Origin of the sequence: Pseudoalteromonas sp. NZS11_1, from assembly GCF_015864275.1 — a bacterium.
Taxonomy (GTDB): Bacteria; Pseudomonadota; Gammaproteobacteria; order Enterobacterales; family Alteromonadaceae; genus Pseudoalteromonas; species Pseudoalteromonas arctica.
In genome coordinates this window covers 1-24,489 of the sequence record NZ_JADYXK010000014.1, presented here as the reverse complement: position 1 = coordinate 24,489, position 24,489 = coordinate 1, and the positions used below count along the sequence as shown (strand labels likewise).

At 39.1% G+C, this 24,489-nt stretch carries 15 protein-coding genes and 1 tRNA gene; 1 reads left to right on the top strand and 15 read right to left on the bottom strand.

Annotated features, from left to right (window positions below; translation table 11 throughout):
* Positions 1-118: 118 nt before the first annotated feature.
* The 13 genes from I6F44_RS11325 to I6F44_RS11265 form a co-directional block, all read right to left on the bottom strand.
* Positions 119-1,447, bottom strand: a complete 1,329-nt coding sequence (locus I6F44_RS11325; protein ID WP_442960265.1) for an IS4 family transposase — start codon at positions 1,445-1,447, stop codon at positions 119-121.
* A gap of 154 nt (positions 1,448-1,601) precedes the next feature.
* On the bottom strand, positions 1,602-4,565 hold the full coding sequence (locus I6F44_RS11320) for a TonB-dependent receptor (RefSeq protein WP_197173789.1): 2,964 nt from the start codon (positions 4,563-4,565) through the stop codon (positions 1,602-1,604).
* 526 nt (positions 4,566-5,091) lie between these two features.
* Entirely contained in the window at positions 5,092-8,124 is a 3,033-nt protein-coding gene (locus I6F44_RS11315; protein WP_165726277.1) for a TonB-dependent receptor, read from the bottom strand.
* 325 nt (positions 8,125-8,449) lie between these two features.
* A complete protein-coding gene (locus I6F44_RS11310; protein ID WP_197173788.1) occupies positions 8,450-11,182 on the bottom strand; it encodes a poly(beta-D-mannuronate) lyase in 2,733 nt (910 codons plus the stop codon).
* A 461-nt stretch (positions 11,183-11,643) separates the two neighbouring features.
* Positions 11,644-12,606 carry a class 1 fructose-bisphosphatase gene (locus I6F44_RS11305; protein ID WP_010555334.1) on the bottom strand — a complete coding sequence of 321 codons (963 nt, stop codon included), beginning with the start codon at positions 12,604-12,606 and terminating at the stop codon, positions 11,644-11,646.
* Entirely contained in the window at positions 12,603-13,685 is a 1,083-nt protein-coding gene (fbaA, locus tag I6F44_RS11300) for a class II fructose-bisphosphate aldolase (protein ID WP_101217450.1), read from the bottom strand. Before fbaA ends, I6F44_RS11305 begins: the two co-directional genes overlap by 4 nt.
* A gap of 14 nt (positions 13,686-13,699) precedes the next feature.
* The gene (eda, locus tag I6F44_RS11295) at positions 13,700-14,317 is read right to left on the bottom strand and encodes a bifunctional 4-hydroxy-2-oxoglutarate aldolase/2-dehydro-3-deoxy-phosphogluconate aldolase (RefSeq protein WP_007585331.1); all 618 of its coding nucleotides are present in this window, start codon (positions 14,315-14,317) and stop codon (positions 13,700-13,702) included.
* A 229-nt stretch (positions 14,318-14,546) separates the two neighbouring features.
* Positions 14,547-15,479 carry a sugar kinase gene (locus I6F44_RS11290; RefSeq protein ID WP_007585330.1) on the bottom strand — a complete coding sequence of 311 codons (933 nt, stop codon included), beginning with the start codon at positions 15,477-15,479 and terminating at the stop codon, positions 14,547-14,549.
* Positions 15,480-15,553: 74 nt separating this feature from the next.
* Positions 15,554-16,861 (bottom strand): MFS transporter, encoded by a 1,308-nt coding sequence (locus tag I6F44_RS11285; RefSeq protein WP_007585328.1) that lies wholly within the window; start codon positions 16,859-16,861, stop codon positions 15,554-15,556.
* Positions 16,862-16,863: 2 nt separating this feature from the next.
* Complete coding sequence (locus I6F44_RS11280) at positions 16,864-17,208, bottom strand: cupin domain-containing protein (RefSeq protein WP_002962963.1); 345 nt, start codon at positions 17,206-17,208, stop codon at positions 16,864-16,866.
* A gap of 5 nt (positions 17,209-17,213) precedes the next feature.
* The gene (locus I6F44_RS11275; protein ID WP_024591531.1) at positions 17,214-19,424 is read right to left on the bottom strand and encodes a heparinase II/III domain-containing protein; all 2,211 of its coding nucleotides are present in this window, start codon (positions 19,422-19,424) and stop codon (positions 17,214-17,216) included.
* A gap of 5 nt (positions 19,425-19,429) precedes the next feature.
* Complete coding sequence (locus I6F44_RS11270) at positions 19,430-21,688, bottom strand: polysaccharide lyase 6 family protein (RefSeq protein ID WP_101217453.1); 2,259 nt, start codon at positions 21,686-21,688, stop codon at positions 19,430-19,432.
* Between the two features lie 148 nt (positions 21,689-21,836).
* A complete protein-coding gene (locus tag I6F44_RS11265; protein WP_007585320.1) occupies positions 21,837-22,715 on the bottom strand; it encodes an NAD(P)-dependent oxidoreductase in 879 nt (292 codons plus the stop codon).
* A 645-nt stretch (positions 22,716-23,360) separates the two neighbouring features.
* Between I6F44_RS11265 and gloA the strand changes: the two genes are divergently transcribed.
* Positions 23,361-23,762 carry a lactoylglutathione lyase gene (gene gloA, locus I6F44_RS11260; RefSeq protein WP_024598720.1) on the top strand — a complete coding sequence of 134 codons (402 nt, stop codon included), beginning with the start codon at positions 23,361-23,363 and terminating at the stop codon, positions 23,760-23,762.
* A 136-nt stretch (positions 23,763-23,898) separates the two neighbouring features.
* Here the strand turns inward: gloA and I6F44_RS11255 are convergent, their stop codons facing one another.
* Together I6F44_RS11255 and I6F44_RS11250 are read right to left on the bottom strand one after the other, a co-directional pair.
* On the bottom strand, positions 23,899-24,165 hold the full coding sequence (locus tag I6F44_RS11255) for a DksA/TraR family C4-type zinc finger protein (RefSeq protein WP_002962957.1): 267 nt from the start codon (positions 24,163-24,165) through the stop codon (positions 23,899-23,901).
* 209 nt (positions 24,166-24,374) lie between these two features.
* A tRNA-Glu gene (locus I6F44_RS11250) sits at positions 24,375-24,450 on the bottom strand.
* Between the last annotated feature and the right edge of the window lie 39 nt (positions 24,451-24,489).

Here is a 24,489-nt window from a genome sequence, read left to right as displayed (position 1 = left end):
CGCAAGACATTGCCGCAGTAACAGTATTGAGAAGTAAAATACAAAGTGGGATAAATCATTTTTATAAATGTTAACTAGTTTTAGTTAAAAAAAAGCAAGCCAGATGGCTTAATGCCAGTCAGTTAAGCTGACTGGCATTTTTCTTTTTATGGGGATACTTAGATGGTTTTGGCTTAACCCATCGGGGATATCTTCTATCCTCTCGTCTAGCTGGAAGCTTAAATAAGACCAGTGTACTGAGTAAGTGCTGCCAGTGTATTGGAATGTTCCCTGGACTCATTATAGATACTGACGAGAAATACTGAATGACAGCCATCGAACTGCTAGAGAAACTAAGCTGGTTAGGCCATATCCCTGTGACTGTCGCGGCCATCGTCATTATTCTTCGTATTAAATTATAGGCGAGTAACACGCCCCATAGCTCCTGACGCACCATGTCTGGACGTTTACTTCTCAAATGGTATGCGCTATCAAGCATGGTTTGTTTGATTTCTCTAAACCCAAGTTCTATCTCCCAACGATGACAATATAATTCAACAATTTCATTACCTGGATAACGCAATCTATCCGTCATCGAGGTTAATATACGGTAGCTTTTGCCCTTTATTGTTTTACTGATTAATCTCGCTTTAATCGTTTCAGGAACATCGGGAAAGTTTTTTTGTGCATGCTTTGTTGTTTTCAATTCAATGATATGGTCATTTTTACCCGCGCTGGAGATGATTTCATACTGTAAGTCGGGCCTTGCAGGTATCAGCCAGTGCCTCATCTTCCCAGTTTGGTGCCAACGATTTAACAGGCCTAAAGAATAATATCCTTTATCAAACATAGTCAGTGAATTATCTGGTGTACGTTCAATTAAACGCTCAGCTAATTTCATCTCGTTGGTTTTATAGTTATCAAACTCGCTACTGAGCAGTTGATGGCTGGTCAATTCCATATGACAGACCATGCGTATTTGAGGAAAGGCCGTATCACCGTATTGGTTGCTACCAGAAGAGAAGGCTTTACGATTATCCGGCGTGTCGGCTGTTCGCCACACAACACCGTCAACAGCTAATAGATTGAAACCATTCCATGTTTCGAATGACTGTTGCTTATACATTGATTGAGCAGATTTATTGAAAACGTGTTTAACGGAATCATCACCTAACCTTTGTCTCGCCTGTACCATCGCACTTGGAGCAACGAGTTGGTTCTTGCCTGGTAACATGATATCTAGCTTATTAGCGATATTCCAAACCGATTCTTTTCGAAACAATGCCATGCCAATAACTGACCACAAAACGGCCTCAAGCGGTAGCCTTCGCTTACGAACGGTTGCAATCCCAGCTTGTTGAAAACCTTGTTCAATGATTTCAGGGTCAAGAATTTCTGATAATTTTTCAAAGGTATGGTATCGGCTGCTTTCTTCAAGTGTTGCTTGCAGTGCTTGTTCTATATTCACAAAAAAATCCGTAGTTAGTTTCCTAACTACGGATTTTGCATGATCGTTTGGATCGGTCAACCGGTCATTTTCTTAACTGATCGGCATTAGCCAGATGGCTTGCTTTTAGCGTCTTTAAATACACACACTTATAGACTCGATTTAACTATAACTTTTAAAATCTATAGCTAGCGCCAAATGTAATACGGCGGTCTGTAATACCTTGGAAACAAAGTAAAGCACCTTCGTTAACACAAGACTGGCTAACTTCTGATTCAGTTAAGTTAACGGCTTCAATACCGATATTTAGCTGATCGTTCACATCATAACTTATGCTGGCATTAAGCTGCCCTCTGTCTTCTTGTACAACAGGGAAACCCCATGGAAAGCTCGAGGTGCTACCAAAGTCAGTTGAACGGTACCCTTCGCGCCACGTGTAACGCGCTCGAGCAGATAGACCGTATTTCTCATAGTAAAATGTAATATTATATGCGTTTTCTGACAGTTCAATGAGTGATTGCTTAGCACTTATGTCTGCATCCGGGTTACCGGTTGTTAATGCAAAAACTGCATTTGCACGACTCGTTGCAGTGTCAAATGATTCACCACCAGAAAATTCTTGATAGGTATAGTTAGCAACCACACCAAAACCTGATGCCCAACCTAGCTCTTTTTCAAAACTTGATAAGTCGTATTGAGCTGCAAGCTCAATACCTTGCTGTGTTGTTTCACCTGAATCATTAATAGTAGTTTGCGTAGGAACACATAACCCTACGCCAGCATCTGGGCCAAACACGTTTATGTCTGCAATTGGATTAAATATGCCGCCGCCTTCACACTCTGGACCATTTGTATCGCGAAAGCCTGTGCTTGGGTCTTCAAATGGGTCAACTTGTTGTGTAACGTGCAAATCGCTACGTGTTTTATGAAAGTACCCCACACTTAACAAAGCAGCGGGTGCAAAATACCAATCTGTAGATATATCGAAAGAGGTTACTTCTTCTGGCGCTAAGCCTGAATTACCAATTGAAACGGCACTATTAGGGCTGGTGCCAAACGTAACAGATGTAGATAGGTCATCAAAATCTGGGCGTCTAATATCTTTTGACCAACCTAAACGAACAATCACATCTTCACTTACATTCGCGGCTAAATTGAATCGAGGTAAAAAGAAATCGTAATCACCTTTTGACGTTAGCTGAGTAACCAGTTCGTTGCCACTTCCATCTTGAGTAACAGAGTTACCTAGCGATGTAACTTCAGTCTCTAAATAACGTAGGCCAAAGTTACCGCGAAACATGCCGTACTCAAAATTTGCTTGTGCATATAAGGCATGTGTTTCTTCTTCAATATCAAAAAATGCATTTACTTGAGACGTTGGTGAACTTATTGGACCGCGATCAGAACCCGTTATTGCATTATTAGCTTCAATCGCTTGGTTAAGCGCTGCTAATACGGCTTGTGGATCAGAGGATGCAAGCTCTGGGTTTATAAGTAAGAAATCACGAATATAGAGTGCTCGCCCATCACCATCGTTAAAGTTATCTGGGCCCGCAGTTAATAATTGTGCAAATAAATCACCCGTTGGGCTATCAGCCATATTTCTTAAACCAACGTTAGAGCGAACTTGATCCGACATACTGCTCGTTTTGCTGTAGCGATAACCAAAATCGACTGACGTTATTACATCATCTAAGTAATATGTAAAATCTGTACGAAACGCATCTTCTGTATTTTCTGACTCATCTTGCCCTTGGTTTACGTCACGTAGAACAACATTTGCAGGGTCGAGTAATTGAGCCATTGTTGGCGCGTTTGCCTCCCCCGTTGCAATGCCAAATGTAAGTGCATCACCTGTAAGATCATACTCAAAAGGAGTACCGTTTTCATTTGACGAATTAGTAGCGACATTTGGATTTATAAAATTGAGCGTTGTATTAAAACTTGGTGTAGTTGAATCAGAACGAGAGGTTGAGGCTTCAACACTTGCAAATAATCTATCGCCTTGCCATTCGCCCCCTATTCTAAATATTTTGCTCTTTGTGATGCGTGAATTAGTATCACTAGAAAAACGTAAGTTAGGATCGCCACCACCGTCTTCAACCGGAATCACGCCTCTTACGGCCGCCTGTATGCTGCCCAGGTTTTGTCCGTCAAGTGAACCAAAATTAACTGTTTTAAATTCACTCGGTATTGATACATTTCTAAGATCACTTAGGCCAGATGCTTGTACTCTTGAGCTTTCTTGGCGGCGCTCTTGATCATTAACAACTGCATCAAAAAAGAATTTCATATTATCGTTTGGCGCATATTCAAATGTACCTGCGAAGTTTTTTGTCTCGTATTCGTAATTATCGTAATCTTGAATTAAAAATTGAACTGGTAGAAAATCAAACGATTGTGCACTTGCAGCACCACTATCAGCGGCTACCGAATTATCTCTATCTGCGCGAGGACGAAATGCGGTTACGTCTTGCTCACTGTAACTACCACTAAATACAACACCAAACTTACCGCCCGAATCAAGCTCCCAGTTATCACCCCAAGCACCCGATACCCTAGGAGTCACGCCATCTGTTGATAAGCTACTATCTTCACCTTGAACTCTAATTGAGCCTAGAGTTTCATTTAACTGTAACGGGCGAATTGTTTTAAGGTTTATTGTTGCGCCCACAGAGCCTTCGATTGTTTTTGCTTCTGGTGACTTAATTACTTCTACACCAGAGATGATTGCAGCTGATACATCTTCAAAACTAATGCCACTTCGTCCAGACCCTGAGCCAACTGTTGATACGCCGTTCACTTCTGTACGGTTAGCATTGGTACCACGAATTTGAACACCCGTACCTACCCCTGCTTCACGGGTAATTTGAATCCCCGTTACATTTTCAAGTACTTCTGCGAGGTTTTGATCTGGTAGCTTACCAATATCGACAGCCTCAATAATCTCAACAAGGCTATCTGCTGAACGCTTTTGTGCAAGCGCATTTGTAAGCGATTGTCGAATGCCTGAAACCTCAATAACCTCAAGATCGTCTGCAGCTTTTTTTGGAGCTTCTTGCGCCTGTGTAGACAAAGACATACCAAGTGCGGTTGCCGATATAACTGCCAGTGTAATTTTAGATAACTTGTGACTCATAGTTTTTTTCCTGTGTGTGTGAAATGCTATGTTTAACCAGCTACTTTATTGTTTTTATTAAAAACCCTTAATTATTACAAACCCTTAACTTTATATTTACACCCAACCATAAAAAGGTCAACCTTTTGGTAATAAATTTAGATCAAATATTATGCAATATGTTATTACCAAAATAGAAAAACCTAACTGAATTTCAAGTTAAAAGCAAAACTTACGTTTTAAGTTGATGTTATTTATGATTTTTAAATTCTATTAGAAATAGGGCTGTCAATAACAAAGGTTAGAATAGTTATCGTTTTAAAAATGAAATAATTTAGGCAGGAGAAACCGATGATGTTGGGCGTGCTTAATAAACAGCATTATTGGTTAACCAATTTAATTGTTTTTAGTCAAGTAGCGTAATTCTGGAGTAAGTTTTTTTTTAGTACTGTCTGTTAGTGTTATCGAAAATATAAAATTGAAGAATTTAGGGATCAAAAAAGGCGGTAAAACCGCCTTTTTAATGAGATTTAATGTTTAACTATTATTACAGCTTGTAGCTTAAGCCTAAGAATAAGCGTGGGCCGTAGTCATTCACTTCACCTAAGTTTCCTTCAACAAAGAAATCTTGTGATTTAGGTGCGCTGAACAAGTTAATTGCTTCTGCTTTAACTCTAAAGTGCTCATCAATTTTGTATGATGCGCGCATTTCCCATACGCCTACGCCATCAACATAACGAAGTCGAGTACCATTTGTAGTATATGGTTGGAAATACTCACTACGATATTTGTAAATAACAGCAGTATCAAATCCACCAATTTGGTAGTACAGCTGACTGCTAAATACATGCTTTGAGAAACCAGGTACTGAAGCCGACTCAATAATACCGTCAGTTAATTGTGTAGTATTACCATCTACGTCAGTCTCAAACGTATCGCCGTATAAGCTATCTTGGAACTCAAAATCAGTGTCTGCATAGTTGTAACCAAATTTCATACCGATGCCATTATCCCAGCGGTAAGAAAATGAAGCTTCAAGACCTAATATTTCACTGTCATCGTCTGATGTAACAGAGTTAGTAATTGGTAATGAAACAGTTTCACCGGCAACAGTAAAATCTTCAATTACTGTTTGTTGTTGAAAACCACCGTTGAACTGTTTGTAGTATAAGCTTAACGCTAAGATTGAATCTTCGTTAGGGTACCATTCAAACGCAGCATCGTAGTTCCACGACATAAGCGGTTGAGTGTCCGGGTTACCAGAGCCATTTACACCCACTAATAAATCGCTGATTGAAGTTGCTGTACCTTCTGTATCTTCTTGGAATGTACGGCTGTAACCTAAATCAGATGGATCTGCGCGTGACATACCACGGTATATACCTGCACGGAATAAAATATCTTCACTGTAGTCAATAACTAGGTTAAAACTTGGTAAATACTTCGTGTAGTCACCACCGCTTTTTATTTTATCCAATGAACCATTATCAGATTCAACCAGAGAAAGTACACCGGTGTCGCTTGTTACTACGTCAAAGCTATTTCTAAAACCAATCGAAGTTACTTCTGTGTCTACAATACGAAGACCAAAGTTACCGCGAATGAATTTACCAAACATTTCAGTATCGTAGTTAGCCATTAAGTACACTGATGTTGTTTTTTCTGTTACATCGATTGTACCTGCATTTTCATATTCAACTTCTGGGTAAGCAAACACACCATCAGCGTTAGAACCAGCTACAGCTTGTGAGAAACATACGTTGTCGTATGTAGCCCATGATGAACCTGTACCGCTATCTACAACGTTACCGTCACTATCAACATTTGTTACGATATCGCCATCAGATACACTTGATAAAAAGCCTGATTCAGGGAAATCGATTTGACAACCTTGTAATACGTCAAGCGCTTCAGTACCAGAGTCTAGTGTAAATTCGTTTCTTGAACCGTTACCTTGGCTACCACCATACTGTAGGAAGGTCATTTCAGATGTTCTAATACCACCTTGAATACTGGTGAAAACATTGCCATCTAAGGTATAGTCAAAATCTAGTCGCGCTGAGATAACTTCGTTTTCACGAACATTTTCACGATCAAGTCGTGTTCTTAGGCTATCTGTAAAGTTTGAAATATCTGTTACGTCAAAGTCTGTCAGTGTGAAATGAGGGATCTCATCGCCCATATCCCAAGAAAAGAAATTACGACCTGATGTTCTACCACGGTTAGATATTTGAAGTTCTTCACGTTCAGTTTTTGAATACGCTAAATCTAAGTCAACAGTTAATCTATCGGTAACTGTATGTTCTATATTTATGCCGTAACCTTGGTAGTTTTCTTCACGAGAAAATTGCTCACCCGCTGATTCAATGCGCTCTTCACCTTCCCAGTGCAAAATACCGCCTACATCATTAGTAACAAGTGTTGGACCGGTTACGCCTGGTGTTGCACGTTTTTGTAAAAAGATTAAATCGTGGCGTGCTTCTTGTTGTGTTCTATCTGAAATCTGTGCATCAAAGTTAACATCCCAATCAGCTGACGGTTGGTATTGCAGTGCAAAAAACATTGCATCACGTTCATCTGATGTCTCGTTTTGGCGGTAACTACGGCTACTGCCAGTCCAAGCGTAAGGAGTACCATCACTTACTGCTTTACCTGTTTCAGGATCAATTTCTGTATCGTAACCTTGGTTGCTACTGCCACTAACTTGGTCTTCACAGTCGCCTGCGCTGCTACGATAAAAACCTTCATTGGTATTATTAGGATCGTTTAAACACGCCCACAATGAAGAACCTGATGGGCTAGAGCTTCTGTATTCAGCTTCTGGTTGGCTGATATCTTGGCGCTGTACACCAAAAGACACACCAACAGCTTGGCCGTTATCAAATTCAAACTGGTCTACATAACTAAACGTGCCACGGTAACCCGCGTCACTTTGAAGTGAGTTATCTACATTACCTTCATCAGGGTTGTAGTTTAATTTAACTTCAGCTGATACACGTTGCTTGCCAAAATCAAGTGGAGTTATAGTTTCAAGTGCAATAACACCTGCAACACCACCTTCAATCATTGACGCATCTTGCGTTTTATAAATTGCTACTTTTTTTACAAGTTCAGACGGAAACTGCGAAAAGTTAACTGAGCGGTCACCACTACCATTAGTCGCTTCACGACCATTGATATGCGTTGCACTTAAAAATGGACCAAGACCACGAATAGTGATTTCTGTTGCACCACCGTTTTCACGGTGAGATGCAGCACCTGTAATTGATTCCAGTGCTTCACCGATAGACAGTGCTGGTAAATCACCAATATCTTCAGATGACAGGCCATCAACTACCGTTGTTGCTTCACGTTTAATTGCTATTTGGTCTTGAATCGTTCTACGTGTACCTGTAACACTAATTATTTCAACGTCTTCTTCAACTTCTGTCGCTTTTCCCTGATCTTCCTGTGCGCTTGCTGTAAATACGCAAGAACTTGCCATACCTGCGATGACCGCTGTTCTTACCCATTTTGCAACTGGGCGCATTGCAAACTGCCCTGTTGTAGAATTATTGTTATCTCGTGACTTCAACGACATTTGAATTCTCCGCTGGTTGTTGTTGTGTGATTTTAGTGTGTTAGCTTGTTATGCTGATGTATATTTTATGTGACCTTTGACGTTAATATACTTAAAGGCAGCACGATGATCAACCAATTTGACGTTTTAATATTACCATAAGGTATACCAATTTTAACTTAGCGGCATTACCAGTAGGTCAGGCAGGTTTTTTACTAGAATATAAACCGCTCTAAACTAGTTTATAAATGGGTAATGTAGGTTGAGAAAAGTGTGGTGATTATTAATAAATAATAAAAAAGCCCCAAATTTGGGGCTTTTAAAAGTTAACTGATTAATTGGTTACTTAATCGTTTTGTATTTTCCATGTAGATCCAACACCTACTTCAGATGATTGAATATAATGAAGACCTTTAGCACCTGCCTCTGCCTGAAGGCCTGCAGGGTCAGTTTCTAATAACGTACTTGCTGCTGTAACGTACTCAAGCAATTCTTTACCGTTAGTTGCTGGGTCTTGGTCAATTGCACCATCAGTATCGAATGCGCCATTACCATTTAGTTTTCTAATTTCAACCCAGTCACCGCTTGCATCGCCTGATACTCGACTATCCATATAACCAAAGTTGTTACTTAGCAGCGAGCTATCATGATTAATTAAGTCACAGTCATATTCAAAAGCATGGTCACTATCAAGTGTATTTGGGTAAAATAGGCCTTGAGTTGTAGCACTGCTGTTTATTGTATCTGCGTCTGTTTGATCGCCTAAACCGTTTGCAATTAAATTTCCATTAAAGTTTATAACAAACGCATTTTTGGTTAGGCCGTATAGTACCGGCGCATTCGCTGCGGTTAACTCATCACAATCACTTGTTGGTGCTTTAGAGCCTATTTCTGTACTAAATACAATAGGTTGCTGTGAATTCAAAACTGTATTATTTGTTACATTTAGTGTAAAGTCGCCAGCCGCATCAAGTACAGCTTGGTTACCCGAGTTTGGCACACCGCCGTCAGCTTGCGAAAATGGATTTGCCGTAAATACAATACCGCCCGCTTCTTTATTACCAGAACGAATACCTGCAATGTAGTTGTTACTCACGGTGTGACCAAGTGGTGTAATCATCACGCCTGCAGGTCTATCGCTTGAGCTTTCAATATCTGTGGTACGAATAATAATGTTGTCTGTAACACTATTAAATCCACCATCTTCTAATGAAATACCACCATTAGGATTTACGATTGTATTGCCTTTGATGGTTGCACCAGAAGTTTGTACACGCATTAAACGACGACCTGTTACAAAGTTTTCTACGCGGTTATACTGAATAGTAAAGTTTGCGTTATCAGCTGCACCGCTACCCGTTGTGCTACCCGCATTGATCAAATATAAACTTGATTGACCAAAGTTTGGATTATCACTGTCACTAAATAAATTATATTGAATAACGTGATCAGAGCTTGATGATGATATTTTTATCACAGACCCTTTTTCTGCTACATTTCGATTAGAGAATGTATTTCGCTCAACCAATGCGCTTTGACCTTTTATCATCAGCCAATGGTATTCAGAGTTATTGAGTGTAGCTTCCTCTCCATCCATCGTGTTTTGCGAAAAAGTAAAGTTATCCCCTTCTGAGTAAATAACAGCACCTTCTTCGGTTTCACAAAATGCACCCGCTTTAGTATCTATATTCTTAAAGGTAAGCCCTGTTAATCCAGCGCCATCTACTCCAGCAGCTACATGCACACATACTTCACCGCTAAGTACAGGAGTTTGACCTTCTACAGCGCGAAGCGTTACTGCACTGGTTAATAAAACTGCGTCCATATCAGCATAAACACCGGTGTTTAAGCCAATAACATCACCATCAGCTAAACCGCCGCTTAAAGCACCAAGGAGTGCTTCAGGGTTACTAACTAATTGTGTGTAAACTAATGTATCAAGTGAGTTTGTAACCTCACTCGCAAAACCATCGTTATCTGTATACGTAGCTTTTACCGACATTATTGAGCCAGCGTAAGCAGAAGGTGTAAATGTTTTACTATTACTGTCGGCTACTTCAACGCCATCAGCAGACCAAGTATAAGTAACGTTTGCCTCTTCAACACCGTTGTTATCAGTTATCTCTGCTGTTAACTCGCCACTTGTCAAATAAGGCGCTACGCCCATAATGGCGACGCTACCGGCTTCGTCAACCGCAACAGCAGAAACAACAATTGTTTCCTCTGATGTATTATCCTCGATAAATCCATTATCATCTGTGTAAGCAACTTGAACACTTATCTTTTGACCTAAAAGTGATGCATCAACTGTAAAGGTGCTTTGTATTGCGCCATCTATCTCTTGTGCGTCAGCAAGCCATTGGTAAGTAATATCTCCTGTTGCCCCGTCGGTATCAGCAACTTCTGCTGTTAATATATTACCAACGGTTGGCGTGCCACTAATTGTAACTTCGCCTTCTGAGTTTGTTCGTGCTACAACCTCTGTACCCGTTGAAGTCACAGACTCGTTAAACCCACGGCTATCTTCAAAAGATGCACTAACTGTTATAACTGTACCAAACTGTGCGTCTGTTAACGTAAGCGTTGAAAGTGCTTCATCTGCAATCTCTACGTCATCAGCAAACCATTTATAAGTTACTGTATCGCCATCAAAGCCATTTTCGTCAGCTACATTGGCTGTTAGTTGCGATCCAACTAGAGCGTCACCCGTAATAGTTAAACTTGCAGGGAATGCGATTGCGGCAACATCTGCGGTTGGATCTGTAATATGCGATTCATTAATACCGCCATCATCGGTATAAAGCCCTTGAACTGTAATTGGTAACCCTATCTGATCGTCAGTCAGTGTAAACGAAGCGCTATTTGCACCTGTAATTGCCTCACCATCTGCATACCAATAGTAAGTCACGTCACCTGAGATACCATCAGGGTCACTAACTTCAGCTGTTAATGTTTGTCCGCTTGTAACAGTTCCACTAAGAGCAATAGAGCCCAAGTTGTTGTCATTGTTGTTTGAGTTTGTGTCACAACCAACTATTGCAGCTGCAATAGCGCATAGCGCAAAATGTTTTAATTTCATGGTGGCTCTATTCTCCAAATTTATGGTTTTAATATTTGGTTATCTATTGTGTGTGTTACCAAATAAATCATGCGTTTATTACCAAATTCATTTAAATTGCAAATAAATTGTTAACCAACTTGGTAATATAACCATAATAAAATAACTTTTTCCACTATACCCACCTAATTAAATAACAATAAATAAACATAAAGTTAACCCTGCACTGTTATCCCAGGTCAAAAATTGAATTCAATCGTGCACAATTACTGCGAAAATACATAACCTTAGAGTAAAAAATTAGTTTTACATGGTGTTAAGTAAATAAGATTTATTTAATATATATGAAGTATTCTTATTTGAAGACTATAAGAAAATTAAGAAATGAAGTGAGTTTGTATAGAAAGGGTTATTTACAAAGAGAATAAAAATAAGGGTAAAGAAAGGGGCTATTTTTTGCCCCTTTTTTATTAAGTACTGTTTTATAAAATAGCGTTATTATAAAACTCTACAGGCTCATTTGAGCCCAAAGCAACAGGCACACGTTGATGCAAGCTAGTTGGCGCAATATCTAAAATACGCGTTCCTCTAGAGGTTGCTTTACCACCTGCGTTTTCAACTAAAAGTGCCAACGGGTTTGCTTCATAAAGCAGTCTTATTTTTCCGTTATCGTTACCACTGCGTTTATCTTGCGGATACAAAAATAACCCGCCTCGGCATAATATACGATGAACGTCGCCTACCATCGCTGCATTCCAACGCATTGAGCTTTTTTCAAAGCTTTCACAGGTGTAAAGCAATTTATCAAAATACACTTGTGTCGGTTCGTCCCAATAACGGTAGTTAGCCATATTAACGGCAAATTCACGACTCTGCTCTGGCACACTTAACTGCTTATTTGTCAGTAGATAACCGCCATGCGTTGAGTCTAATGTATAACAACGCGTTGGACCGCCAGTACTCATTACAAGTAATGATGAAGGGCCGTATAACACATAGCCTGCACATACTTGATTTACACCAGGCTGACTAAATTGCTCGTCGCTGTCGAAGGCAACATCATCACGGGCTAAGTAAATAGTAAATATAGTGCCTATTTGCCCATTAACATCAATATTAGAAGAGCCATCTAGTGGGTCAAAAGCAACAATAAACTTACCTTCAGGGTGGCCACCTACCGCATGATCTTCTTCCTCTGATGCAACTGATCGAACGCTGCTGTCGTCAAGTAGTATGTCTTTAAGTAGTTGGTTTGCGATTACATCTAGCTTTTTTTGAACTTCACCTTGGATGTTTTCATTCAATGTTGAACCTAAAACACCGGCTAATTCACCTTGGCTTACTCGAAAAGCAATTTCTTTACTGGTCGCTAAAATTGTGCGAATAAGTAAAATAAGATCGGTATCTACACCGTCTTCTTTTAATACTGTATTTAGTCTTTTCATGCGCTATACCTATTTACACAATTTAGATCGTCAAAGCATTGCTCTAGTCTTGCAACCATACTTTGCTCTGAATGACGCAACCATACGCGAGGGTCATAGTATTTTTTGTTTGGCTTATCATCCCCATCAGGGTTACCAATTTGCTCTTGTAGGTATGCTTGGTTATCTTTGTAGTAGTCTAAAATACCTGTCCAACACGCCCACTGCGTATCGGTATCAATATTCATTTTAACTACACCATAGGTTAAAGACTCTGCAATTTTATCGTACTCAGAACCACTACCACCATGAAACACAAAGTTAATTGAGTTGCTTGGTAGATTAAATTTTTCTGATACGTAAGCTTGTGAATCTTTTAAAATAGTTGGTGTAAGAACAACGTTTCCTGGCTTATATACACCGTGAACATTGCCAAAAGACGCTGCAATTATAAAGTTAGGGCTAATACGACTTAAACGTTCGTAAGCAAATGCAACATCTTCAGGCTGAGTGTATAAAGAAGAGCTGTCTAGGTGTGAGTTATCAACACCGTCTTCTTCGCCGCCCGTGCAGCCAAGCTCAATTTCAAGCGTCATACCTATTTTTGCCATACGCGTTAAGTAACGTTCACAAATTTCGATATTTTCTTCTAAAGACTCTTCTGACAAATCAATCATATGCGAGCTAAACAGTGGTTTGCCAGTCAGTTCAAAGTGTCTTTCACCTTCATCAAGCAAACCATCAATCCAAGGTAGTAGCTTTTTAGCTGCGTGATCAGTATGAAGCATCACTGCTACTTCATAATGTGCTGCCACTGAATGTACATATCTTGCAGCACTTACCGCCCCAAGCACTGCTGATTGTTGCTCTGGTAAAGATAAGCTTTTACCACAAAAAAATTGAGCTCCACCATTAGAAAGCTGAATAATAACGGGCGAGTTTTTCTTTTTAGCAGCTTCTAGCGTCGCATTTATAGATGTTGTACTAACAACATTTACCGCTGGCAACGCATATTGATTAGTACGCGCATGTTCATACACAGCACTTACTTCATCGCCAACGATTACGCCTGGCAGTATTGTTGGGGCTAAATAATTCATTTATGAAATCCTTTCTATTTTAAAGCCTGGATACAAGAATCAGTAATTGCTTGCCAATTTTCTTGTTCAACCCACTCTTTTTTCGCTATCCAAGTACCGCCAACGGCGAATACATTATTTAAAGAAAGATAGTCCATTTTGTTACTTTCGCTAACGCCGCCTGTAGGGCAAAAGCTGACTGCTCTAAATACTGACGACACAGCTGATACAAAAGGTGCTCCTCCGGCAAGCGAAGCCGGGAATAATTTTTGCTCTTCAAAGCCATATTCAAGTGCCATTAAAATATCACCTGTGTTTGATACACCAGGAAGTACCGGCACATTACATTTAGCAAGAGCAGTAAGTAGCGCAGGAGACACCGCTGGCGTTACAATAAAGTCAGAACCCGCTTCAAGTGCTTGCTCTAAAATGTCAGTATTTATGACTGTACCCGCACCGACTTTTAGCTCTGGCACTTGTGCCTTAATAGCTTTTAATGCTTCTAAAGAAGCCTCTGTTCTTAGTACTACTTCAACTAAAGTAAGGCCAGCGTTAGCCATAGCTTTCGCTATTTGAACACCTTGCTCTGGCGTATCAGCTTGAATTATAGGTAGCAGTGTTTGTCCTGACATAAGTTCAGAAAAGCGAGTCATAACGTTGTTCCTTTATAAAAAGTAATGCGGCCGAGGTATGGCGGCCTTTAATGTTTAATTATTTTGTTATACCAATTGCATTAAATTAATGAGCTATTATAGCGACAAGAAAATAGCTCAATAACAAGGCTAAAATTATGATACATAGTTGTTCTATATAAATAATTTTTAACGTAGTTAGTGAGTTATTTAATACGCTAAGGTGATCATGTTTTTAATAAAATTGGTATCAGATACCAGCTTCAACCATTGCCAGCTGAAATATATCTTTTGGAGCAATAGCGCCAGGCTGTTGTATAACAGCACCTGCTGCTTTTGCAGCAAGTTGTACAGCACTTGAAATTGGTTTATCAGATAAACGAGCACCTAAATAAACACCGTTAAAGGCATCGCCTGCGGATGTAGTATCTACAACATTTGTTACCGGTATTATGGTGTGGCTTTGAAGGGTATCGCCCTCTTTTGTCACTACCGATTCAGGGCCATTTTTAACAACAATTTCTTCAATTTGGTAAGGTTTTAAATATTCAACAACCGCTTCTACGCTATGAACGTCATAAAGTGTTGTTAAATCTTCAACGCCAGGTAGGGTAATATCTGCAAGCGTAAAGGCTAAATGATATTGCTCTTTAGTTTCCTCTACACTATTCCACAAACGCGCTCTGTAGTTAGGATCAAAAACTATTTTAACCCCAGCATCTTTGAGCTGCTTTACAACTTTCCAAAAATGCTCACGTGCACTTTCTTCAATTATTGCTAATGAAATTCCTGAAAAGAAAAACATATCACCTTGGCTAAGCTGCTCGAGTGCATCAGCATCTAAAAAATCAACAACCTTTTTAGCTGCAGAATCATTACGCCAATAAATAAAGCTACGCTCACCATGCTCATCGGTTTCTATGTAATACATGCCAGGTACTTTGGTATCGTGAGCAAATACGAGTTGTGTATTTATTTGTTCACTTTCAAAGCGTTCTAGCATTTTTTTACTTAAATTATCTTGACCTAAAGCCGTAACAACCGAAGTAGTAACCTGCGGGAAGCAACGTTTTAAATACACTGCAGAATTATAAACATCGCCTGCAAATGATTGGTGTAGTGTGGCTGCGCTCATAGCTCTAAGCTCGACCATGCATTCACCGATAAAGTAAATATTTTTCATCTTGGAAGTTACCCTATGTAGTTAACTGCTATGCGCTTATACAAAACATGTTGGCATAGCAGTTATTATCTAGATTATTGAGGCTTTTTAAGAGGTTCTATTTTTGGAATTAAAATCCAAACAGCTGCCATTGCTATAATGGCTAAAGAAGCACCAATAACAAATGCTGGCGTATAGTTACCATCAGCAGTAAGAATAGGCACAAGCGATGTAAGGCCTACAGCACCAAGTTTTGCCGCCATACCAGAGAAACCTGATAATGTACCTACAGCTTTTTTGCCTAACAAATCACTTGGTAGTGTTTGCACGTTACCAATTGCAGTTTGAAAACCAAATAATATAACAGCCATAATTAGTACCGCTGTCGTTGGTCCGCCTGGATTTGCCATTGCAAGTAACGCAGGTAACATAATTAAACAGCCCAGCGTTATAGTTAGCTTACGTGTTTTATCTGTATTCCAACCGGCTTTGAGTCGGTTTTGAGCTAATAAGCCACCAAACCAAGCACCAAACATAGCGCCAACATAAGGTACCCAACCATATATACCAATAGACTTAACATCCATGCCGTATACTTCGTTTAGGTAAATAGGTATCCAAAAAACAAATAACCACCAAATAGGGTCAATCGCAGCAGAGGCAATAATTACACCCCAGCTTTGCTTACGAGAAAGTAACTCAGCAGTTGAAGGGTTATATTCTTCTTCGTCTTCGCCTGTTACATCGCCATTATCATCAACACGTCTTTGACCTGTTAAGATATATTCACGCTCTTCGGCAGTAAGCCAAGGATGAGAGCTAGGCGGCGCTTTAACCAAAATTAACCAAGGCACTAACCAAAGAAAACCTAATACGCCCACAAAAACAAACACCATTTGCCAGCTAAAGTAGATAGTTAAATAAGCAATTAAAGGAATAGCAATAATACCGCCAATAGCAGCGCCAGAGTTAAAAATACCCTGTGCTAAGGCGCGCTCTTTAGTAGGAAACCATTCAGCATTACCTTTAGCTGCGCCCGGCCAGTTACCGGCTTCTGCTACACCTAAGATTGCGCGAAAAATACTAAGGCTAAGTACACCTTGTGCAAATGCATGTGCAACGGTTGCAATAGACCAAACACCTATCGATAAAACAAAACCGAAGCGTGTGCCTACCCAGTCAAATATTTTACCAAATATGGCTTGACCAAATGCATAAGCGAATACAAACACAATTGAAATATTAGCGTATATTTGTTTGCGTTCTAGCGCTGATTCATCAGGAAATAAATCTTCAACAATGTCCGGCCAAAGCACACTAAGTGCTTGACGGTCGATATAGTTAATAATGGTAGCTAGCGCAATTAGCGCTATAACCCACCAACGTAAGCCTTTAAGTTGCATAATTAATCCTCAAGAAAGTCTTCACGCGCTGGGCTAAAAGTATCAATCAGGATTCCGCCTGTTGGGCAGGTAGCTCCATGATCTGCAAATGGTGGGATTAAGCAGCTATCACCCGGTTTTAAGATTTTAGTTACGCCATCAATGTTAAAGTGGAACTCACCTTCAACAACATACGTTACTTGAGAATGTCTGTGAGCATGGTTATAACCAATAGCCCCTTTCTCAAACCAAATTTTAACAGCCATTAGCTCTTCGTTATAACCTAGCATTTGACGTTTTAGACCATTTCCTAAATCTTCAATTTCGGTCTCGTTGCCAAATGAAAAGTTTGCGCTTTGCTTTTGCATCCTATTTACTCCTGATTATTGTTCATCATATAAACGCCTAATCGGCCATTTAAAGTGAACTCTTTATTTTGATAATTGAATGTATTTTTAGCTGAGGTTGGTGCTTTATTAATAGCCACTAAATATGACTTGCCTTTAATATCAAGTTCAACAAGTGTTAAATCGCCCTGCTGACTATATTCAAGCTTTGTAACTCTACTAACAGCTTCTAACGTATATTCTTTACTTGGATTGTATTCACCGTGAGGCTCTAATACAGATATAAATTTATGATGCTTTTGACCCTCAACACGACGAATAAAACCGTTTTCGTTGCGTAAGTTAAAATCAGGGTCGTTTGCGCCTATTTGAGTAAACAAGAAAGACTCATCACCTTTAACCAAACTCGTTTGCGTATAAAAGCGACCATTTTCGTTTAACCACGTTACTTTAGCTAAACCACTTTGAGGTTGCGCTTGAGCTTTAAGCCATAGATGCTGGTAGCCATTTTTAGTACCTAATGCAGACAGTTGTGTTGCATTCGCTTTTAGCTCAAAGCTGGTATCTATAAGCTGACCTTTATAATGCAAAGGCAAATCAAGCTGATGTGCTTTATTTGCAGCAACATCAAATATATCAAGTGCAACTGTGCTTTGTAGTTCAGGTAAGTTAATAAGTGCAAGCGTACGTTCAAGATCAACGCCTTTATAAGCTGTGCTTATTTCGCCGCTTGAAACCGTGCCGTATTCATTCGTTTCGAAAAAGTTAAGTGTAGGGTAATTACTATTTCCTACTTCAACATTTGCATTAAAATGCGTTGTTTCGTCAACCACTACCGTATTGTGCGCAACAGTGTGTTTAGCGTAAGTTTCGTTTTCAGGTAAATAACGACCGCCGTATTTAGCTTCTACATTTAAAAAACGTGCTGCGCCATAATCAGATACAATTTCATTACCGTGGTCGTAAAACTGCCATGTTAGTTTATCAAAATGACCGTGACCTAAGCCTTGTGCAGCAGGTTTAAATAGTAGAGCTTGATCGCCACCTACCTGCGTTCTCATTACAACTAGAGCACCTTGTTTACCGTCATTACCATCGCCGAAGGCAACAGATTTAAACGAATAAGGTTTTGCCATGTTGTTATCAAGTGCTTGAGCTACTTTTAGTCCATCACCAGAGAGAATTATTTGGTCTTGTTGCTTAGCAATATCTAAATAACCCGCATCGTTGGTTAAGCCATATGCTGCCGTTACACCATTAACTAACTCAATGGTATCGATACCTTTACTTTTTATTGCATCGTTAATTGGGAAAAACAAACCGTTGTAGCTAAGTTGAATCGTCGTATCAATCGCTTTTAATAATATGCCATCGCGATATTCGAAGATTTTTCGTTGTGGTTCGTTGTTTTCAATCGCTTTAGCAAACGTTACAAAGGGTAATAGTGCAAAGCGTTGATAGTAAGGACCTTCGTTATAGTAACCTTGTGGTGAAAACAGCATTTCTAGCTGCTTAATAAAGCCACCTTTACCCGACTTTTCTAAATCGTATAATGATTTTTCTACCCACTCAGGTTCACCTAATACATACCCAGCCATGCCAACACCCGCTGTTGCCCATGTTCCATGGTTATGTACTTTATTAAATGTAGAGGGTTGGCCTACTGATGTGAACAACGAAACAGGACGTAGTAAGTCATCCTCGATTGTTTTAATGTTATCGGCATTTAACGAGTCATGAATTAGATCATAAGCTTGTATTGTGTACACAAGCCACATTGCTTCATTTAGGCTTTGCCAAAAAAACTTACCTGGATTTTGCGAGTCCATTTTACGTTTTGGATGCAGACCAAGCGTTGGGTATAATTTTGCATACTCAAGCAACATATCACGCACGTAATTTGCATATTTATCATCTTGGCTTAGTTGATAAATGATGCCTGCGTTATACATAAGCTGATAATTTTTTTTGTGGCGTTCATGTGTATAACCACCACCACCATCTTTTGGTACAGGTACCGCAATTGGTTGAGCTATTTGTTCGTCTACTTGCGCTTTTAATAGCTCAAACGCAGTAGAAAATTTACCTTCGCTGCCTATTGCTTGACGCATATGACTTACGTCATCAGTAGTAATTACTAAGTTTGGGTGCGCTGCATGCGCACCCAATGATGTAAGTAATGTAAGTGCTGCTACAGCCGCTATTTTAAAACCTGTTTGGCATTTTAATAAGTACATAGTATTTACCCTGCCTTATTTAAAATGTTGTTATTTTTTAATACTGCTGTATGTGGGCCTTTAACTCTTAGTTCTTTAACACTTGGTGCTTTAGTTACATCAAATGTATTATCTGAGATTTCAGTTTTAGGCTCGCCTACTGTGTGCTCTACAACAATAGGAGCAGATTTAACAAATTTATTATCTTTGATATTAGTAACCTGAACACCGTGAACATAAATGCTCGCTTGCTCTTTGTTACGCTTACCAAGGCCAACGTTATTAAGCGTGTTATTTGTCATTTCAAAATGAGGGCCAAATGTACTTTCATCAGTACCACCACGGTAAAGCTTAAGTACACCACCTTGCACATCATTAAATGTATTATTATTTACAATAACGTATTCCGCGTTATAAACACCTAAGTCTTCAATTTCAGTATTTAGACGTAAAATGTCACCTGTTACTGTATTAAAGGTATTACCTGTAACAATAATTTCGTCAGCCATTGCACCTTTACCAGTGATAAAGAAATGGAATGAATGATTAATATCTAAAGCATTTAACTCTGAGTTGGTCATTACAAAGCGGTAATTATCAACCATACCCCATTTTTGCGTACGAACAATGCTGTTACCTATTGCATCTGGCGCGTTTTCACCTGAAATAGATAAACCATCTAGTTTTAAGCTGCCGCCATCATGTATTTCAAACAAGGTAGAGCGTTGAAAAGTAAGTTTAGACTTTGTGTTCTGCTTTGCTTTAATTGTCAACGTTTTATCAATTTTAACCAGTTTAGAAACATCATACTGGCCAGGCGCTAGTTCTAGAACATCACCCGACTCTGCATTATCAATAGCGTCTAGTAATGCACTTACATCAGCTTTAACAGAATGTGTCTTACCAGAATCAAAATCAACTAAAGCAGGTACTTTTGCATACCAGCTAACACCGGTATCTTCTTTTTTAAGTACTTTTAAATCGCGCTTTGCACCTACATTTAAACTTTTAGATGTTGGGTAAAGTAGACCATTACTTGCTTTTTTAAGCGTGATTTTTTCTTTTTTTACACCGTACGTTAGCTCAGAAAGTACTTTTGTATCAGCAATGTTGTTACTTAGTACCAGCCCGCTTACATCATCAAATGTTGTAAATGGCTGTTCACCATCTTGATTTATGATTAAGTTGTTTTTCATTACGCTATCTTTAGGTGCAGCGCTACGCTCAGCATCGCTACCAGCGGCAAGTTGAATATGACGCACATTTATAAATGTGTTGTTTTCAATTGTCGCATTTTCAACTTGGTGATAACGATTTATAGATGAATTTGGTACGCCGTTCATCACAGTAAAGCCACTGCCAAAACGATACCCTGTTAGACCTTGTAGGTAGTTATTTCTTACAATTTGATCTTTATTGATAACGCGAATACCACCTGTGTGGTCAACACCATTACCAATAAAAATATTTTCTTCTATAAGGTTACCGTTACCATGGCGCAGCGTTAATGTACCGCGCGCTTCATAAAATACGTTATTGCGAAGGATGTTTTTACCTGACTTAACCGAAACAATTTCTACTTCACCATTGGTGCGTTCAAAATAGTTATTTTCTACCAATGTATGCGAATCAGTTAATGAGTAATGGCTGGTGCCAATACGTAGGGTTTCACCACCGTTCGAACCAAAAGTTGGACGGTAGCCAAAATAGTTGTTGTCTATGCGGTGATAGTTTTCCTGACTTGCTTGAGTGTTTAAACGAACAGCAACTGTCACACCTTTATTTCGTTTGCCAACTAAATGACTATGATCAAAGCGGTTATGTTGTCCATATAATGCAACCCAATAATCAGACTCTCGTTTGTCTGGATTACTATAATTATCGATTACTGTTTGAGTAACTCGTGAATTGTAGGCTAATTCATTTTTATTTTTACGAAACTCTATTACAGCTGAGCTCGGTGTGTAGCCGTCTTTAAATACTAAACCTGAGGCTTCAAGGTATTTACCTGCAAGTCTTAGGTTCGATTGACCCGATAAAATTACTTTACCGTTAGTTTCAGCGGTCAATAAAATAGGAGAGTTTTTTGTACCTTGGCCTTCAAGTAGGATTTCGAAGTCAGACCAAGTACCATTTTTAAGTACTACTTTGTCGCCAGCAACTAGATTAGCTGCGATATCATTAAAAGCTTGTTTACTTTCTACAAAATAATCTTTGGCCGCTATTTGTGTGGATATGCAACCGATGAGAACTAGACTAAGCTTTATTGTGTTAATCAAACGCATAGTTAACTCTTTTTCGTTGTGACTGAAAGTAGTGCTTCATCAGAATTTAAAAAAGCTGACATTGCACAAAGACTTTAGTCAATTGGTGTCATGTGTGTTAAAGCGCCTTAAGCTAAAAGCTTAAAGCGCTCAATAAGGTCGAGAAGTATTACTTTTCTAGCTTTTTGAAGTAATCAAAAATTTCAGGAACGTTACCTTGACCCATACCAGCGTCAAACGCTGCTTGTAGGTTAGCTGATGAACCTTCAGCGATTTTTGATTCAGTACCTAGGTCTTCTACCATTTGTAGGAAGTAGCCTAAATCTTTGTTTGCATTAGCAATCGAGAAACCAAGGTCGCTAACATTATCAACTGCATAGTTTTTACAAAATTGCATAAACGGTGAGTTAGATGGACCAGTCGACATGATGTCAAAAAGTTGTTGACGGTCAACACCAGCAAGCTCTGCAACTGCAAATGCTTGTGACATAGCACATACTGTAGTCATGCCCATGAAGTTGTTGATAAGCTTAGTTGTATGACCTGCACCTAGCTCGCCAAGATGGAAAACGTTTTCACCTTGATCTTCTAGTACTGGTTTAACTTTATTGAATGTATCAATATCGCCTGCAGCCATGATGTTTAAAAGGCCGTCTTTAGCATGTGCTGGTGTACGACCAAGAGGAGCATCAATCATGCCTGCGCCTTTAGCTGCTAAATCAGCACCAATTTTTTTAGTAGATGATGGAATAGAAGTACCAAAATCAACTAGTACTGCACCTTCTTTAATACCCGCTAGGATACCGTCTTCTGCATAAATGATTTTTTCTACAACGGCAGAAGTTGTAAGACAAAACATAACAATATCTGAACCTTCAGCTAGCTCTTTAGCAGTGCTTGCTGTTTTTGCGCCTCTAGCGACACATGCTGCAACCGCATCTTTGCTAAGGTCCATAACAATTAGCTCATAGCCTTTGTTTTGTAAATTTTCGGCCATGTTGCCGCCCATTAAGCCTAAGCCGATGAAACCGATGACTGGTTTTGACATGAATAACTCCTAAATATGTGGCGCATACTTTTATAAGAACAAGTAAAATCTACTTTAAAATACGCTGTGTCTTTGTTTCAATTTGTAGAGTAACTTTAAGCTTGAGTTATTTATAAATTAACCTGTGCAAAACGTAACTCTGATTAATTACCAATACATTGTATTCACTCAAACCAAGCAACTTACCAATTGGTATGCAAAAACTGTATTACCATACGCCTTTTTTGTCAACCAATAAGTTAACCAAGTAAACCCCGCATTTTTACAAATTACATACAAAAAAATTTAATACAAAATAAAAACAATAAGTTAGACAGAACTGACCCAGTCAAACTTAGGTTAATTTTTGTTGAACAATCAGTAACTTTTTTATACTAATAGGTTGACCAATAATTAAGTGTTCTTTATTTAAATATGCAAAATTCAATAAAACGGTTCATTAATTGGCAATTTACAATTGATGTTATTGGTAAATCATAAAGGCCATACATGAACAGCTTCCAAATCTCTATCTTATTGAGGTTGTGATCTATAAGTAACGCCTACATATATGGCTAATACACATAAAACCACAAAATGTGCTTAATAATAGTGCTTAGTTGAAAATCTACTGAACTTTGAAAAAATCACTAAAGGAACTGAATAATGCGTTTATTACATACTATGCTGCGTGTAGCTAATTTAGACAAATCAATTGCTTTTTATACTGAAGTCTTGGGTATGAAAGAATTACGCAGAGCCGACAATGACGAGTATCGGTATACATTAGCTTTTATTGGGTATGGAAATGAAAAGGACACGACGGTCCTCGAATTGACATATAACTGGGATGAAGATAGCTACGACCTGGGTAATGCTTATGGACATATAGCTATTGAATTTGAAGATATTTACAAAGCCTGTGCTGATATTAAGGCAGCCGGTGGCAATGTTAGCCGTGAACCAGGACCTGTAAAAGGCGGTACCACTGAAATTGCTTTTGTAAAAGACCCTGATGGTTACTCAATAGAGCTAATTCAGAAAAAAGAAGACATGAGTAACTTTTAAATTACTCACTAACAAATTCAAGTGATAACAATTTACTTAGCCATGTAGGGCCTAATTGAGGGTGTAACAAATTTTATGAATTGTTCAGATACTTGTGTAGATTAGTATTAAATAAAAGGTGCTTTTTAGCACCTTTTTAACGCAACTGACTATCTTTACTACCACGTCTATTGAATGATTTTGCGCTAGCACCATTACCTTCTATTGCAGCTTGGCATGCAACACAATAACGCACTCCTGGTAACGCAAGCCTTCGTGCTTGTGGGATTTTCTCGTCGCACTCATCACATAGCTCTGCACTTGCGCCAGATATTAAATTGCTTCTTGCATACTGTACAGCATCGTTAACACTCGCATCAATTTGATCTTGAATTGCACCGTCTCGTGCCCATCCACTTGCCATAAATCCTCCTAATAAAGTTGGATGTTTAAATTTATGCTACCAAATCGAATCTTTATAAGTACTGAATATTTTTGGATTTTTGGATTTTTGGATTTTTGGATTTTTGGATTTTTGGATTTTTGGATTTTTGGATTTTTGGATTTTTGGATTTTTGGATTTTTGGATTTTATCTTAATAACACTACACTTCCCTATAAAAAAATAAGTAAGTGGCGTCCCCAAGGGGATTCGAACCCCTGTTACCGCCGTGAAAGGGCGGTGTCCTAGGCCTCTAGACGATGGGGACACATAAATGTGTCACTAGGACAACTGAATTTTTAGACTC